The organism is Anaerococcus sp. HMSC065G05 (genome assembly GCF_001812365.1).
GTDB lineage: Bacteria > Bacillota > Clostridia > Tissierellales > Peptoniphilaceae > Anaerococcus > Anaerococcus vaginalis.
This window is the reverse complement of the sequence record NZ_KV808685.1, coordinates 1-17,245: the sequence shown is the minus strand read 5'-3', so window position 1 is coordinate 17,245 and position 17,245 is coordinate 1. Positions and strand designations below refer to the sequence as shown.

The 17,245-nt window shown below is 27.1% G+C and carries 16 protein-coding genes; 3 read left to right on the top strand and 13 right to left on the bottom strand.

Annotation, left to right across the window (positions count from 1 at the left end; genetic code table 11):
* Window positions 1-89 precede the first annotated feature (89 nt).
* The 13 genes from nhaC to HMPREF2852_RS00520 all read right to left on the bottom strand — a co-directional run bounded on the left by nhaC (window position 90) and on the right by HMPREF2852_RS00520 (window position 14,046).
* The gene (gene nhaC, locus HMPREF2852_RS00575) at window positions 90-1,643 is read right to left on the bottom strand and encodes a Na+/H+ antiporter NhaC (RefSeq protein WP_070605063.1); all 1,554 of its coding nucleotides are present in this window, start codon (window positions 1,641-1,643) and stop codon (window positions 90-92) included.
* 401 nt (window positions 1,644-2,044) lie between these two features.
* Window positions 2,045-2,458 carry a DUF2871 domain-containing protein gene (locus HMPREF2852_RS00570; protein ID WP_070605061.1) on the bottom strand — a complete coding sequence of 138 codons (414 nt, stop codon included), beginning with the start codon at window positions 2,456-2,458 and terminating at the stop codon, window positions 2,045-2,047.
* 12 nt (window positions 2,459-2,470) lie between these two features.
* Window positions 2,471-4,504 carry an ABC transporter ATP-binding protein gene (locus HMPREF2852_RS00565; RefSeq protein WP_070605059.1) on the bottom strand — a complete coding sequence of 678 codons (2,034 nt, stop codon included), beginning with the start codon at window positions 4,502-4,504 and terminating at the stop codon, window positions 2,471-2,473.
* Window positions 4,497-5,549 (bottom strand): ABC transporter ATP-binding protein, encoded by a 1,053-nt coding sequence (locus HMPREF2852_RS09900; RefSeq protein WP_261667797.1) that lies wholly within the window; start codon window positions 5,547-5,549, stop codon window positions 4,497-4,499. The genes HMPREF2852_RS00565 and HMPREF2852_RS09900 overlap by 8 nt, the downstream gene beginning before the upstream one ends.
* Before the next feature lie 38 nt (window positions 5,550-5,587).
* Window positions 5,588-6,256 carry an ABC transporter permease gene (locus HMPREF2852_RS09895; RefSeq protein WP_261667795.1) on the bottom strand — a complete coding sequence of 223 codons (669 nt, stop codon included), beginning with the start codon at window positions 6,254-6,256 and terminating at the stop codon, window positions 5,588-5,590.
* Entirely contained in the window at window positions 6,240-6,713 is a 474-nt protein-coding gene (locus tag HMPREF2852_RS00555) for a MarR family winged helix-turn-helix transcriptional regulator (protein ID WP_070605056.1), read from the bottom strand. The genes HMPREF2852_RS09895 and HMPREF2852_RS00555 overlap by 17 nt, the downstream gene beginning before the upstream one ends.
* A gap of 122 nt (window positions 6,714-6,835) precedes the next feature.
* A complete protein-coding gene (locus HMPREF2852_RS00550) occupies window positions 6,836-7,318 on the bottom strand; it encodes a hotdog family protein (protein ID WP_070605053.1) in 483 nt (160 codons plus the stop codon).
* Window positions 7,319-7,327: 9 nt separating this feature from the next.
* Entirely contained in the window at window positions 7,328-8,368 is a 1,041-nt protein-coding gene (locus HMPREF2852_RS00545) for a hypothetical protein (RefSeq protein ID WP_070605050.1), read from the bottom strand.
* A 125-nt stretch (window positions 8,369-8,493) separates the two neighbouring features.
* On the bottom strand, window positions 8,494-8,982 hold the full coding sequence (locus HMPREF2852_RS00540; RefSeq protein ID WP_004839015.1) for a prolyl-tRNA synthetase associated domain-containing protein: 489 nt from the start codon (window positions 8,980-8,982) through the stop codon (window positions 8,494-8,496).
* Between the two features lie 492 nt (window positions 8,983-9,474).
* The gene (locus tag HMPREF2852_RS00535; RefSeq protein WP_070605047.1) at window positions 9,475-9,993 is read right to left on the bottom strand and encodes an adenine phosphoribosyltransferase; all 519 of its coding nucleotides are present in this window, start codon (window positions 9,991-9,993) and stop codon (window positions 9,475-9,477) included.
* A 10-nt stretch (window positions 9,994-10,003) separates the two neighbouring features.
* Window positions 10,004-10,909: an LCP family protein gene (locus HMPREF2852_RS00530; RefSeq protein WP_070605045.1), complete on the bottom strand. Its 906-nt coding sequence runs from the start codon at window positions 10,907-10,909 to the stop codon at window positions 10,004-10,006.
* A gap of 8 nt (window positions 10,910-10,917) precedes the next feature.
* Window positions 10,918-11,391 (bottom strand): COG2426 family protein, encoded by a 474-nt coding sequence (locus tag HMPREF2852_RS00525; protein ID WP_070605042.1) that lies wholly within the window; start codon window positions 11,389-11,391, stop codon window positions 10,918-10,920.
* 93 nt (window positions 11,392-11,484) lie between these two features.
* Window positions 11,485-14,046 carry a sulfatase-like hydrolase/transferase gene (locus HMPREF2852_RS00520; protein WP_070605037.1) on the bottom strand — a complete coding sequence of 854 codons (2,562 nt, stop codon included), beginning with the start codon at window positions 14,044-14,046 and terminating at the stop codon, window positions 11,485-11,487.
* 173 nt (window positions 14,047-14,219) lie between these two features.
* Between HMPREF2852_RS00520 and HMPREF2852_RS00515 the strand changes: the two genes are divergently transcribed.
* From HMPREF2852_RS00515 to scfB, 3 genes are all read left to right on the top strand, one after another.
* Window positions 14,220-15,560 carry an aminotransferase class V-fold PLP-dependent enzyme gene (locus tag HMPREF2852_RS00515; RefSeq protein ID WP_070605034.1) on the top strand — a complete coding sequence of 447 codons (1,341 nt, stop codon included), beginning with the start codon at window positions 14,220-14,222 and terminating at the stop codon, window positions 15,558-15,560.
* Window positions 15,561-15,613: 53 nt separating this feature from the next.
* Window positions 15,614-15,763 carry a six-cysteine ranthipeptide SCIFF gene (gene scfA, locus HMPREF2852_RS00510; protein WP_004817312.1) on the top strand — a complete coding sequence of 50 codons (150 nt, stop codon included), beginning with the start codon at window positions 15,614-15,616 and terminating at the stop codon, window positions 15,761-15,763.
* A gap of 66 nt (window positions 15,764-15,829) precedes the next feature.
* Window positions 15,830-17,215 (top strand): thioether cross-link-forming SCIFF peptide maturase, encoded by a 1,386-nt coding sequence (gene scfB, locus HMPREF2852_RS00505; protein WP_070605031.1) that lies wholly within the window; start codon window positions 15,830-15,832, stop codon window positions 17,213-17,215.
* Window positions 17,216-17,245 lie beyond the last annotated feature (30 nt).

Below are 17,245 nucleotides of genomic sequence, written 5' to 3'. Positions count from 1 at the left end.
AATTTATTGGTGGGTTTGTCGACGCTCTGATGCTATACAAAAAGTATAGCATTATTTTTTTGAAAGAAAAGCTTATTTAAATGGAGGATTTAAAGTGAAATTTCTGGAGCTTTTCCTTCTTTTCTTAATTTATCTAATTGATTTGTTGCATAAATTTCTACTTCTTTTGGTGCGTGTGCTTTCTTTTTCATTTTTGTTTTTCCAAAAATATTTGTGTATGAACCATCTGCCCAAAATATATTTATTTTAAAATACGCTGTTAATAGAGCATATATTGGATTTATTAAATTTACAAATGCAAATGGGAAATAATAAAGAGGATTTACTCCCAAAGTTTTCATTTGATAAGCTCCACAAGCTGTCCATGGAAACATAACTGCCCACAAAGTGCCTGCATCTTCTAATGTTCTTGATAAATAATTTCTTGAAAGACCCATATCATCATATTTATCTTCATAAAGTGGAGCTGGAACTCCAATGCCTAAAAATTGATCACACATGGTTGCATCGCAAAAAATTGAAGTTGCCATTGTTGTAAAAACAAGTCCACCAACTGAATTAATTTTTTCTTTTAAGTGAGCAAATAATTTTTCAACAACTCCAGATTTTTCTAAAGCTCCTCCAAAAGACACAGCTAATAAAATTAAATTTATAGTCCACATTTGATTATCCATTCCTCCCTTTGCCAAAGCTTGATCAACAAAAGCATTTCCTGTTTCAATATCTGGACCATAGTGTAAAATTGAAAAAATTTCAGCAAGAGATCTTTGTTCTTGAAAAATTAAAGAAAAAATAATTCCAACTACAACAGAAATCATTACACCAGCCAAGCCTTCAATTCTTAATACACAAACTAAAATTATAATTGCAATCGGAAGTAAGACCAAAGGATTTAAATTAAAATTATTTGCAAGAGAAGTTTTTATGCCTTCTGCAATTGTTGGATCATAATTAACAACATTTGCCCTAATTCCCAAAATCGTATATAAAATTAAAGAAACTATAAAAACTGGACCAGTTGTAGAAATCATTGCAGTAACGTGATCAAACAAACCAGTTTTTGAAACACCAGCTGCAAGACTTGTAGTATCTGATAAAGGAGAAAATTTATCTCCAATATAAGCACCAGAAATTACCATACCAGCACTAATCGCTGGATTAATTCCCATTCCCTTTCCTATTGTCATAAATGCAATTCCAATTGTTGCTGTTGCAGTCCAAGAAGATCCACAAGCAAGACTTACAATCGCCGTTATGATACAACCAATTGGCAAAAATAATTTTGGATTTAATAAATCAAGCCCATAATAAATAAGAGCTGGAATTGTTCCACTAATCATAAAAGAAGAAACCAAAAGCCCAACAGTAAGTAAAATTAAAATTGCATCAAGAGTTGTGCTAATCCTATTAATCATTCCATTAATCATCTCTTTAAAAGAATGACCACAAATCATTCCAACCAAACAAGCAACAATTATTCCACAAATTAAAGGCATGTGTGCCCCATCATAAATAGATTCAAATTTTCCATCAACTTTTTCTTTTGCAAAAGCAAATACATAAATCATCAAAGACACCATAGTTATAATCGGCAAAATCGCTTCAAAAAAACTAGGTAGCCTAATTGATTTTTCTTTTTTCATATTAATTCCTTTCATAGTAAATTATATTTTATTATAATTCCTTGATAAAATTATATGTTAAATTTTATCGTATAATTATTTTACAATATCAAGAGCTTATTGTCAATTTTGATTTTAATTATTTTATTTTGTTATCTAGATAAAGTAAAATAATTAAATCATAACCCATTAAAATAAATGGCTAAAAATATTTTTATTTTAATAGCTAAGTTAAATTTTTAATATAAATAAGAATTAATTTTTTTCTCTTAAAAATTTCAGTAAGCTTTAAAAATTTTAAAAATTCTTAAAAGCTTTCAATTTATTTTATTTTTTTAATAATTACATAAAAAAAAGACTATAGAAAAATTATTAATAATCATAATTTACCTACAGTCCCTTTTAATTTTCATTTGTAATTTTTATTTTGCAATAGATTTTAAAGACTTAAAGAAAAAGTAAAATGCTACTGCCATCAATATATGAAATACTCCTGCAATTCCTGAAATTGACATGTCCATTGCTTTTGTCAATTGGCTTGCGTTAACTTGTGTTAAGCCTCTTACAAACATTGTAAGACTTGTTCCTACTAGAGCAATGTTATAAACTTTATAAAATCTTGAAAAACTTTTTGTTTTTATTAAATCTTCTTTGTTGTAAGCGTAAGCTCCTATTATCAAAAATACTAACATTCCCAAAACTAAAACGTGAGGATGGACTTTTGAAAGACTTGTTAGTCCTGTAAATCCTTTAAATTTTGTATATTCTCTATAAAAAGCTCCTGCTGTTAAGCCATAAATCATATAAAACATTGCTGTATTTATTATTTTTTTCATTTCCTCTCCTTTTTATAAACTAAATTGTGAATTGTAAAGATCAGCATAGAACCCATTTTTTTTCATTAATTGTTCATGATTTCCTTGTTCAATTATATTTCCCTCATCCATTACCAAAATCAAATCTGCATTTTTGATTGTTGATAATCTGTGGGCAATTATAAATGAAGTTCTTCCTTGTGCTAATTTATCCATAGCTTCTTGAACTAACTCTTCACTTCTTGTATCTACGTTTGATGTTGCTTCATCTAAAATCAAAAATGGTTTGTCATCAATCATAGCTCTAGCTATCGTAAGAAGTTGTCTTTGTCCTTGTGAAACTGAATCGTCATCATCAATTTTTGAATCTAGTCCTTTTGGTAAAGTTTTTATAAAATGATCTAAGCTTACAGATTTTATTACATGATTTAATCTTTTTTCTGAAATATCTTTTCTATTAAATAAAATATTTTCTCTAATTGTTCCTTTAAATAACCAAGTATCTTGCAAAACCATGGTAAATAAATCGTGGATATTTTCTCTTTTTAAATCATTTATTGATTTTCCATCAATAATAATATCTCCCTTATTTATTTGGTAAAATTTCATTAAAAGATTTACCATAGTTGTTTTACCAGCTCCTGTTGGCCCAACTATTGCAACTTTTTGTCCTTTTTTAATATCAGCTGAAAAATTTGTAATAGTTGGTTTTTTATTTCCATCATAAGTAAATTCTACCTTTTTAAATTCAATATTTCCGAAGGCTTTTTGTGGATCTAAATATTCTTTTTTTTCTTTTTCATCTTCCATTTCTTTTTCATCAAGAAATTCAAAAACTCTCTCACTACTTGCTGCTGTTGATTGAATTGATGTCATAGCTTGTCCGATTTGTGAAAGTGGAGATGTAAATAATCTGACATAAGACATAAAAGCAACAATTACTCCAAAAGTAATTTTCCCTTTAATTGTCAAAACAGCTCCTACAATACAAATTGCAACATAGCCCAAATTTCCAATAAAAATCATTAAAGGCATCATTAATCCTGACAAAAATTGACTCATCTGACTTGCTTTATAAACATCATAATTAGCCTTATCAAATTTATCTAGAACATAATTTTTGGCATTGTATGATTTTACAATATTTAAACCCGAATAAACTTCTTCAATGTGTCCATTCAATTTTCCAAGTGATTTTTGTCGCATTGAAAAATATTTTTGACTTTTACCAATTATCAAAAACATAAATATAAAACCAAATGTGCTTGAAACAATAGCAGTTACTGCCATTTGCCAATTTGTGTAAAACATCATTATAATTGTTCCTAAAAATTGAACGATTGATGAGAAAAGACTTGCCAACGATTGGTTCATTGATTGGGCAATTGTATCAATATCATTTGTAACTCTTGATAAAATATCTCCAACAGAATTTTTATCAAAAAATGTCAATGGCAGTCTATTAATTTTTTCAGAAATTGAATTTCTTAGTTTTTTTGCAAATCTATTTGCAACTTCTGTCATTGAAATGGACTGGATAAATGTAAAAAATGAACTTATAAAATATAAAAGTGCAATTACAATTGCGATATTTTTTATTTTTTCCAAATCTATTTTTGGTTCAATTACTTTTTTTATTGATTTTGGGAATGATTCCAATTTTTTTAGCTCTTTTAGCTGATCTTCTTTGGATAAATTTTTCATATCCATATTTTTTCCTTGGTTTTTTTGCATTATTTTTGCAAATTCCATTTGATCTTCTACGCTAATTTCAACTCCATCTATTGTTATTGGGACAAGACCTCTATTTTTCATTCCTTTTTGAATATTTTTAGCTATTGGTTCAATATTTTCTACTCTTGGTTTAATTCCAAGAGAAATTTCATCAACCATATCGGATAATTTATTTGGAGTAATTATTGTTAAAATTGAACCAAGAATAGCAAGCACAATACTAAGTCCTATTAAAAATTTAAAATCTTTTAATTCTTTTGTTAATCTTTTTATTGATGACTTTAAATCTTTTGGTTTTTCAATTTTCCCTCTTACATTTCCATGTCTAGCCATTGTATAATTCCTCCTCACTTAGTTGGGATAAGGCAATTTCTCTATAAACATCACAGTTTTTTAATAATTCTTTGTGGCGTCCTTTTCCAACTATTTTTCCTTGATCTAAAACTATTATTTCGTCTGCATTCATAATAGTTCCAATCCTTTGAGCAACTATTAATTTGGTAGAATTTTCTGTAGATTTTTTTAATTCATTTCTCAAAATCGCATCTGTTTTGTAGTCAAGCGCTGAAAATGAATCATCAAAGATAAATATCTCAGGGTCTTTTGCTATGGCTCTAGCAATAGATAATCTTTGTTTTTGTCCTCCAGAAATATTTGTACCACTTTGGGCTATCATAGATTTTTTGCCATCGTCCATTTTATTTACAAACTCACTTGCTTGAGCAATGTCCAAAGCATTTTCTATATCTTTATCACTAATTTCTTTTAGTCCTTCTCCAAAATCTATATTATTTTCTATGCTTTCATTAAACAAAAATGCTTTTTGTGAAACATAACCTAATTTATTATATAAATCTTTTAATGGATAATCTCTAACATCAATCCCATCGACTAAAATTTTTCCGCCACTTACGTCATAAAATCTTGGAATAAGATTTATTAAAGTAGATTTTCCTGAACCAGTTGAGCCGATAAAGGCAACAGTTTCTCCCCTGTTTGCTGTAAAAGAAATATTTTCTAAAACTGCTTCTTCTGCATCAGGATATGAGAAGTATACATTTTGAAATTCTACTTTTCCTTTTATTCCATTGTCTTTATAAGATTTTTTTCCATCTTCTATTTTAATTTTTGTATTTAATACTTCATTAATACGATCTGCTGAAACATTTGCTCTTGGTAGCATCATAAAAATAAAGGCTAACATTAAAAATGACATAATAACTTGCATAGCATAAGATGAAAATACAACCATATTTCCAAATAATTCAATTTTTTCTGCAATCATTGCCCCATCAATTAATCTTGATCCAATAAAATAAATTACCAAAGCCAAAAAATTCATTACAAAAAACATAATTGGCATCATTAAAGCAAACATTTTTTGGTTAAAAGTTTGTAAATTTGTCAAATCTGTATTTACTTCTTCAAATTTTCTTCTTGATATTTTTCAGCATTAAAGGCTCTAATAACTCTAATTCCAATTAAATTTTCTCTTGTAACCCTATTTAATTTATCAATTAAATTTTGAACTAATTTAAATTTTGGAACTACAATCGCCATTATTATTCCTACAACAACCAACAAAAATACTACAGCTACACTTGTAGCAGCTGACCATTGCCAACTTTTATCAAGAATTTTATTTATAGCCCAAATTGCAGTTATTGGCGATTTTATTAACATTTGTAAGCCCATAGCCAAAAACATTTGTACCTGAGTTATATCATTTGTATTTCTTGTAATAAGGCTTGGCGTAGAAAATTCATTTATTTCCTCACTTGAAAAACTTGTAACCTTATCAAATAATTTTCTTCCAACATTTTTAGAAAATCTGGCAGAAACTGTAGAAATCAAATAGCCAGTAATAACTGCACTAATCATTGAACCAAAGGCACAAGCCATCATGTATCCACCATATTTTAAAACTTCATCAAGCTCACTTACTTCAGATTGAACCAACACCGTAATTTTTGACATATAATCAGGCATTTTCAAATCTAAATAAACTTGAAAGACAATAAAAATTATGGCTATTAAACCATAAATTATGTCTATTTTTTTCAAATTTTTAAATAATTTTATCATTATTCATATCTCCATTATAATTTTCAATATTAATAATCATCTTATCAATAACATCACTAAATATTTCTAAATCTTTCTTTTCTATATTTTTCGTCGCTATCTTTTCAATATCTCTCAAGTGATTTAAACCCTTTTGATACCTTTTGATAGCCAAATCTGTAAGAATAATTTTTTTTGATCTCAAATCCTTTTTATCAGTTTCTCTTACAATATATTCATTTGCTTCCATTTTTTTCAAAATATTCGATATTGTAGCTCGTCTTAGATTGAGAACTTCTTCCAAATCTCTTTGAAAAACATCCCCTTCTTTATTTTCTATCAAATACGAAAAAATTTTTACTTGAGTTGGATTTGCTACATTAGAATGGTCATGTCCTGCGCAGTTTTTTAGTTCCGACATTTTTCTAATCATACAAATATCCAAATCTTTTATTTTTTTTAAAATTCCTTCTTGCAAAATTTCCTCCTTGACGAAAAAATTATACTTTGAGAATTTTAATTGTCAACTAGCTAACATTATTTTTAAAAAAAATTCCAGCTATATATTTTTAATTTAAAAAATTTATAGCTGGATTAATTTTACATATTATCTTTTACTTTAACTGCAACCATTTTTGCTTTTGCTCGGATTTCTCCTTTGGCTAACAATTCCATATTAATAATTGCTTTTCTTTCGCTAATTTCTTCAAGCTTTGCTATTACTTCAATCTCTTCATTCATTGGAGTTGGTTTTTTAAAATCAACTTCAAGTCTTGCTGTTATAAATCTTCCTATTAATGTATTTTCATCAAATTCCAATCCCTTGTTGATATGAGCAAAATACGCTGCTGAAGCTGTGCCATGACAATCAAAAATCATTGCAATCATCCCACCAAAAAGATTTTGAGGCACTCCACCCGTATACATTTCATTTGGAATAATTTTTGCCCTTACAGTTTTTTTATCATCACTTGGGAAAGATTTTAAATGCAATCCCTTATCATTTTTTGGTCCACAACCCCAACAATGTTGAAATCTTTCGCCATAAGTTTCTTGTATAGAAATTTTTTTTGCATCTTTCATAAAAGCTCCTTAATTTAAATTTTCTTTTATAATGCTATATAAGCTTGTATCTTTTTTGCCCTTATTATTTAATTTTTCTTGCCAATTTTTAAATTCAATCTTATCCAAATACTGGCACAAAAGTGCTCCTGATTCATAAACTATTTTTTCTCCGATTATACTTTGATTAATTTGTCCTTTTTTTATTGTTGGAACTATTTCATCAAATTTTACATTTTTTGTATTATCAAAATACAAAATCCCATAATCATATCCAACAATTTTTGCTGCTTTTATCGATACATAATTTGCAGCTCCCTCCATTGTTTCTTCAAAAATTTCAGCTTGGATTTTTTCAGGATCGGTTTTTTCAAATCTTTCATCCATTACCTTTAAATATTCTTTACCCAAATTTTTTAAAGTATTTACATCAGCATTTTCATCAAGAGCATTTTTAATTTTTCCTAAAATTTTATACTCCCTATCCAACAAATCCAATTCCTTATCACTGTAAGAATATCCCCTAAAAGTAATATTATCCCAATCTTTTTGCATATAATAATGCAAAGCCTCATGGCTTAGGAAAGGCAAAAAATGTAAAGATGAAAATTTTTTATTTATTGAATCTTTGTCATATTTTACATAAAAAATATTATCCTTTCCCAAAATTTTATAATTTTTATCTTTAGTATTAAAATTTCCAATTAAATACTCAAATCTTTTTGGATACAATTTAGAAATCCTATAAATATTTATTTTATCTTCTTTAGTTTTTATTTTTTTAGCAAAAATCGACTTTATATTTTTATCCTTAGTAAGCAAATAAAAATTCCCGACAACATTTTTATTTATTATCAATATATCCTTATCTTCAAGCCTATAATCTTTCCATAATTTTTCATCACTTTTTTGAAATTTATTGTATTCTTCTATAACTTGTCTATCAAGTTTTGGCAAATTATCAAAATCAGTTTTCAAAAATTTATTTGTCCCTAAACTTATAATAAAACCTATAAAAACAATTATCAAAATATATTTTAATTTTTTAAATTTTTTTTCTTTCTTTTTCATTTTTTCTCCCTTTTATTAAGACTTAGCTTTGTTAAAACCTATTTTATATTACAAAAATTCCACAAAAAAATCAAAATTTTTAAAATAAAGAAATAAAAAAGCATCTAAATACAGATGCCTTAAAATTATAATTCTATAATATTTACTTCATATCCTATATTATCCAAGTATTTGAACAAATCTTTTGTCTTTAAAAATAAAGTTTTTTCGTTTATATTTGGATGAAAAGTCATTATTTCTTCATCTACAATTTCTTTATCCATAAAAAATTTTATATCATGGTCTTCATTATTTAATAAACCAAAAGGAGAAACTGTTCCTGCTGGAAGTTTCATTTTTTCCATCAAAGAATTTTCAGATGCCATTTTTACTTTTTTCTCTCCAACTATATCTTTAAAACGATCCATATCTAATCTTTTATAATCATCCAATATAACCAAATAAAAATTTTTCTTTTTTCTATCTGTTAAAAACATAGATTTAGTACGAACACCATCATGCCCTTCAATATATTTGTCAGCTTCTTCAGTTGTAAATGCAGGCGGATGATCAACTATTTTAAAATCTATTTCCAATTCCTTTAATTTATTTTCAACCATCTTATATTGATCCATTTTTTCCTCCTAATAATTATTTTCCCTTAAACATACTATACCCTTTAAAATTTTAGGCAAACATTATGAAAATTTATTGAAAACTTAAAAGTTATGAATATATTTAAATTTACCAAAATAAAAAACCTTCAAATTAATGAAGGTTAAGACTGTCGAAAAAGTATACAAATCCTCATGCTAAGAATATCATACGGAAAAAATTGATTTGATTTCAAATTTAAAAATTCGTCAAAAATCGCACTCTAAAATTTAAAGCTATGATTATTTATCAAATATATTAAATTCAATTAAATTTTAATTCTTTGTTTTATTCCGAGGGATAAATATTAAAATCGTGCCACTGGCACAATTTTAAGCTATTTATCTGTCATCGCGTTAGCGAGTTTGTGATTTTAGAATTTTGAAATTTAGAAATCAACAATTTTTGGAGTCAGATATTCGTGCTTGAGGGTTTGTTTACACTCTTAGCTTCAAATTAATGAAGGTTTGGTTTTAATGATCGTATTCGATTAATGAAATTACTTTATAATCTTTTAATTCTTCTCTTGCTTTAAGGCTTGTAAGTTCTATCAAAAATTCTAAGCAAACTATTTCGCCACCTAATGATTCTACTAATTTTGTACAAGCTTTTGCAGAGCCACCTGTTGCTATTAAATCATCAACTATTACAACCTTATCCCCTTTTTTCAAAGCGTCTTCGTGAATTTCTATTGTGCTTTGTCCGTATTCCAAATCATAAGATAAAGATTTTATTTCTCCTGGTAATTTCCCCGGTTTTCTAACTGGAATAAATCCTACATTCAATCTGTCAGCAAGTGCTGATCCAAAAATAAATCCTCTAGATTCTATTCCAATAATATAATCAAAATCTAAATCTTTTAATTTTTCTGCCATAAGGTCAATTGTTTCTTTGTAAGCCTCTTTGTTTTTTAAAAGTGTTGTTATATCTTTAAATGATATTCCTTCTTTTGGGTAGTCTTCAATTACTCTTATTGTTGATTTGATGTCCATAATTTCTCCTTTATTCTTCTAATAAATAATTATATAATATTTTATTTCTTATATCTATTGTCGCTTCATTGTCGGGAATATAATAAGATATTCCATCAATCATATCTGGGTATCCTGGAATTGTTTGTGTATTTATTTGAGCATCATCAATATTTTTAAATGCCCAGGCAAAAGATAAAATAGTTGACATACTTATATTTGAATCCATGTTTGAACTTACTTTTGAAATTACACCAGGAATTTTTATTATATTTTTTAGCTTTGTCATATTTTTTATAAATTGTACAACAAAATCTTGTTGGCAAGAAATTCTTCCCAAATCTGCATTTGCATAGCCTTTTCTAAATCTACAATAATCAAGAGCTTGTTTTCCATTAAAATGATGAAGACCAGGTTCAATATTTTGAGCTGTTGCAATTTGGTCTGGAACATTTATATCCACTCCACCAAGTGCATCTACTCCATCTTCTACTGCCTGAAAACTAACTTCTGCATAATAATCTAAATCGATTGACAAGAAATTTCTTATAGTTTTTATTGTATCGTCCATACCACCATAAGAATGGGCAGCATTTATTTTATCCATATTCCCATCTACATTAACTCTTGTATCTCTAGGAATAGAAATTATATCTATGGTTTTGTTTTCTTTGTTCATCAAAACAAGCATAAGTGTATCAGTTCTTGTACCAAATTTTTCCCCAGTTGCATCTACACCTGCAAAAACAAATAGCAATTCATCTTTATTTTTTTGCTCAATCTCGTTACCTTCTCCAAGATCACTTCCTGTAAAATCATTTTCATCTTTTATTATTTGTGATCCTATAAATCCTCTTACAAGTTGAATTGCAAATACAACTGTTAATCCCATTAAGATAATCAGTATTGCTTTTATAATTCTTTTTTTTATATTCATATTACTCCTTAAAAGAAAAAACTAGAAAAAGTATAAATAATTACTCCTGCAATTACATTTCCAACTGCTATTGTAATAAAAGATCTTTTTTTATTTAAGCCAAGAATTGATGCAATCAAAGATCCCATCCAAACTCCTGTTCCCGGTAAAGGAATTGCTACAAATAAAAATAAACCTAAATATTCATATTTTTTTATTTTTCCTTCTTTTTTCTCAGCCTTTTTCAAAGCCCAAGCTGCAATTTTTTTAAGTTTAGCATTTTTTTTCATGTATGCAAAAATCGGCATAATCCATAAGAGTATAAAAATTGCCGGAATAGTTGAACCAATAATTGAATACAAATAAGCTTTAACTGGTTTAAATCCCATTGCAAGACCAATAGGAATTGAACCTTTTAACTCTATTAAAGGCAGCATGCTAATAATTATTAGGGCTATTTCATTTGAAAAACTTGATCTAATAAAATCTATTAGACTTTGCATTGATTCTCCTTTTTAAATTCTTATGTAGCTATTATATCATATTATTTAAACATGAAAAAACCGAAACCAAGATTTACTTGGTTTCGGAAAATTTTATTTTGAAGCTTCATTAAAATATTTATTTGATTTTGTATCTTGCTTCATTTCATAATAAATTAAGGAATTTAATTTATTATTTCTCTTTATAAATTCTTCATCTTTGCTTACTTCTTGACCTTCATTATTATATATTTGTTTAGTTGAAATAATTGGATAATCCTTGTGCATATCTAACATATATTTTTGATATGCTGATAATTTAATTCCACCAGCTTTTTCTAATAAATATGGCATTAAGTAATTTACTGATATATTTACATCCTTATCCTCTTCAATATCATAATTTGCCCAAATAGTAAGAGGCGTATGGAAAACATCCTTATTTGTATAGTTGTCATTTGAGTTTATCAACTTCATAAATACATCGTAGTTTTGTGGTTGATGATCACCAAATATACAAAGTATTGTTGGTTCCTTATAAGATTTGAAGTATTCGATTAGATTTTTTAAATCCTCATCAGATTTTTTAAGCAAGTTTACATAATGGCTTGCCCCTTGATCATCTCCATTATTTTCATTTAAAACTTTGATGCCTCCAGGAATATTTGATGTATAACCACCATGATTTTGCATTGATACAAGATATGCAAAAAGAGGTTTGTCATCAGATTTATTTTCAAATTGCTCTTTTATTTTGTCATAAGCAACTGAATCTTTTAAAAATCCATTTGTTGATTCAAAATTATTTGGGTTTTGGTCATAATCTGGTAAAAATGCAATATTTTTAAATCCTAAATTTGGCCAAACTTCTTGTCTTGAATAATTTGTTGGTTTATTTGGATGAGTTATAAATGTTTCATAACCTTGATTTTCCAAAATTCTTGCTACTGATGTGTGACCTTCTTTTACATATTGTTGGAATGGATAAGCTCCTAGTGGGAAAAATGTCAAAGGAACTGAAGTTAAAGTTTCGTATTCTGAATTTACTGTTCCTCCACCAAGAACTGAAACATAAGCATTTCCTTGAATTGCATTTTCCTCTAAAGATCTTTGGAAAGCAATTGGATTTTCACTTAATTTTAAATTTCCTTTTCCATAATAATCAGCAAGAGCTTCAGATTGAATCATTACAATATTTGGTTTCTTATTATCTTTTGTTCCAATATCTTTGTTGTAATATTCTTCTAATGTATTTTCTACTTCTTTTTCATCATAGCCTCTTGGTGCTGTAAGAATTTGGTTTGCAAAAATTCTATAAAAACTATATGGCGAACCTTCTACATAATAAGTTCTTGATGGTCTCCACAAGTTTACTCCAACTCCATTTTGCTTGATAAAATAATTTACGCTAACTACAGTAATCAATCCAAACATCGTACAATAACCAACAAGTTGTTTTGCATAAGACTTCTTGGAAATTGTAATTTTTCCTTCATTTATAGAAGAAATTACTAAAAGCCACAAGCTTGCAAGTGAAAATGCCATTAATGAATGTCCATTTAATTGAATAACTGTATCTTTTGCAACATCAGCTGCAACTCCAAGTGATCCCAAAAATGCTGGTATAAGAGGAGAATCTCTCAATATATACAAAGCATCATTAGCAATACCAAAAGCAATTGATAAAACTAAAATGAAAATCATTGAAAGTCTTTTTTTCCTAATTACAATATATATTAAAACTTGGATTAAGAATAAAATTAAAGCATTTATTAATATATAAATTACTTCCATGGAAGCAAAATTTGGATTGTAAGCTGATTCCAATATATAAAATGACATGAATGGATTTAGGATAAATAAAATCCAATTTGTCATATCAAGTGCTCTTATGTTTTGTTTTCTCTTGTAAATACTTTTCATTCCAAGAGATGCCAAAAATACAATTGATATAAATTCTACCAAATCATTATAAGTAAATGGTGCACGGAAGAAAGTAAAATAAATTTCATTATTTACATGATCTCTTAATTTACTCAAACCATAAACAGATACACCAAAAACTAAAAAATTCAAAATATAATCTTTACCTATGTATAAGATTTCTTTTTTCTTATTTTCCGCCTTTTCTATTCTTCTTATTAAGTTATAAATAAAAAATGAAAATAGAACTATTGAGCCTATAAAAATTAATGTTTGTGTAAGAATTGATAAAAAGTCTGTGTAATTAATATCTACGTATGACCTATTATCAGATGAGCTAGCATACATTGTCATTGTATGGTCTTTTAAATAAGTCATCACAGCTGTAGAATATTTTGGACTTGTTTCAAAATTTACTGTTAATTTATTAAACATCAATCTTGGACTAGGTTTAATACTTAATTTATTATCCTTGCTATAACCATTTGTTTGAATTGGATAGCCCGTTTTTGTATTTGCCTTTGTCCATCCTTTAATATCAACCTTGTTTAAGTCTAAAAGTTTATCTCCTTGATAAATCGAATTAATTTTAAAATTATTCGAATATTGGCTGCTAGGTTCCAATTGACTAATTTCAATTTTTTCGTTTGTATAAACTTTAAAAGAAAAATCTTCAATAAAGCTTTGAATAAAAAGCATTACAATCAAAGAAATTACAAACGAAGTAATTTTTAATTTTTTATTTTTATTCATTTAATCCTCTCTTTTCTAATTGTGAATTTTTTATATATTTTATGTTAAATTAATGTAAATTTACCAATACAATTATACATTATATCACAGATTATGTAAATAAAATGTCTAATTTCAAAAATTTATTTTTAAATTTTTTTAAGTATAATATTGGATAAAAGAAAGGATTAAAAATGTTAAATGAAAAATTAGATGATTATTTAAAAGAAGATTATTATCCATTTGCTATGCCTGGACACAAAAGAAATAAAAATTTGTTAAATAAAAAAATTTCTTACGAAAGAGATATAACAGAAATTAGAAATTTTGATAATTTGAATAATCCCCAAGGGCTTTTCAAAAAAATGGAAAATGAACTTGCTCATATCTATAAAGCTAATGATTTTATAATTTCAACTAACGGTTCAACCTGTGGAATTCTTGCATCATTAAGAGCTTTAACCCAAAAAAATAAAAATATTCTAGTCCAAAGAAATTCCCACAAATCTATTTTTAATGCAATTGAGCTTTTTGATTTAAATGCAGATTTTTTAAAGGTAAAAATTGATGAAAATGATATGGCTTATGACATTGATTATGAGGATTTGAATGAAAAAATCGAAAAAAATTCTTATTCTTTGATTTTTCTTACTTCTCCTTCTTATGAAGGCTTTATGATTGATTTAAAAAAGGTTAAAGAAATAATAAAGGATAAAAATATTTTATTGCTTGTTGATATGGCGCATGGTTCTCATACAATCTTATCCGATTATGAAAATAATTTTTCCTACGACCTAGCTATTACATCTTTTCACAAAAATTTATCAGCTTTAACTCCAGCTAGTGGCATTATTATAAAAAATAAAAATATTGATATTAAAAATTTAAGACGAAATATGGCAATATTTCAAACATCTTCCCCATCTTATTTAGTAAGTGGCTCAATTGATGATATGATTTCTAATTTTTCAAATTTTTATGGTCTGTGGGATAACTTATTGGAAAATTTAACTTATTTGTATAAAACTGATTTGAAAAATTTAAAATTTATCAATTATTCTTCTAAAGATATTTCAAAAATTATTATTTCTTGCAAAAATACAAATATTAACGGAAATGAGCTTTCTGATTTATTATATAAAGAAAAAATTGAAATTGAAATGGCAAGCCCAACTTATGTGATTTTGATTGCAAGTATTTTTGATAGGAAAGATGGATTTTTGAGATTAAAAAAAGCCCTAGTTAAAATTGATAAGAATTTAAAATATAAAAAATCAAATTTTTCTTTTGAATTTATTGAATGTGAAAAAAAACTTTCAATTAAAGAATCTTTTTGCAAAGATATTTCTTTGATTGATTTAGATAAATCTCAAGGCAAAATTTCTGCCTCATATATTTATGCCTATCCACCAGGAATTCCCCTTCTTATTCCTGGAGAAGTTATTAATAAAAAAATTATTGACCAAATTAAATATCTTCAAACTATGGGAATTGATTTATCTTTGGAAAATTCTCACATTCCTATTATCAATTGACAAAAATTATCCATTTTGTTATTATGAAGCTATAGGAAAAAGGAGATACATATATGAAAAGAATTATTACTTTAAATACAAGAAATCTTCACAAAAGCAAAAAAGATGGTGGCTGTGGCGAATGTCAAACATCCTGCCAATCAGCTTGCAAAACTTCTTGTGGAGTTGCTAACCAAGAATGTGTTAACACAAAAAATAAATAAGGGCAAGCCCCTTATTTTTTTATTGGATTAAATCCCAAGTATTTTACTATAAATTAAGGAGAAAAAATGATACACCAATATAAAGCAAAGGGTTATAATATTGTTTTGGATGTTTATTCCGGATCAGTTCATCTAGTTGATGAAATTTCTTACGATATTATAAGCCTATTAAATAAAAATAAAGAAAAATCTTACATAGAAAAAGAAATTAAAAATTTACATAATATAAATCAAGACCAATTTGACGAAGCTTATGATGAAGTAAAAAGTTTAGTTAGCGAAAAAGTTTTATTTTCAGAAGATGATTTTAAAGATTTAACCATTGATTTGGATAAAAGAAAAACTTATCTAAAGGCAATGTGCTTAAATGTAAGTCACACTTGCAATCTTTCTTGTGAGTATTGTTTTGCAAAAGAAGGACGATACCATGGCCCTGAGGCAATTATGACAGATGATGTTGCCAAAAAATCTATTGATTTTCTTTTGGAAAATTCAGGATCTCATTTTAATTTGGACATTGATTTTTTTGGAGGAGAACCACTTTTAAATTGGGATTTGGTAAAAAATACCGTCGATTATGCAAGAAGTAAGGAAAAAAAATATAATAAACATTTTAATTTCACTTTAACCACAAACGGAATGCTAATAGATGATGAAAAAATCGAATATCTAAATAAAAATATGAAAAATGTTGTGCTTTCCCTTGATGGAAGAAAAGAAAAACACGATGAATTTAGGAAAACTCATGATGGAAAGGGCTCATTTGATAAAATTGTTCCAAAATTTCAAAAATTAGTAAAAAATCGTGGCGACAAAGAATATTATATGAGAGGAACTTTTACAGCAAACAATTTAGATTTTACAGAAGATATAAAAACTTATTTAGATTTAGGATTTAAAAGAACATCTCTTGAGCCAGTTGTTGGAAATAATGAAGAGGATTACGCCCTAAAAGAAGAGCATCTTCCAAGAATTTTTGAAGAATATGAAAAACTTGCCGATATGTTAATAGATGCAATCGACAAAGACGACAAATTTATTTTTTACCATTATATGATAGATTTAAACAATGGGCCTTGCGTTTACAAAAGAATTTCAGGTTGTGGATCAGGATCAGAATATATGGCAGTAACCCCAACAGGAGATTTATATCCTTGCCATCAATTTGTTGGAAATGATGATTTCAAAATAGGAAATGTTTTTGAAGGAATTAAAAAACCAGAAATAATTAAGAATTTCAAAAAAAATAATTTATATAGCCAAGAAAAATGCAAAGACTGCTGGGCACAAATGTATTGCTCAGGAGGCTGTGCAGCAAATAATTATAATGCCGGTGGCGATATAAATAAAATTTACGATTACGGATGTAAAGTTTTCAAAAAAAGAATAGAAATGGCACTTGCCGTAAAAATACACGATTTTTTAAAAGAAAGCGAAAAAGCAGAAGCATAGAAATAAGGTGCATTTATAAATGCACCTCAG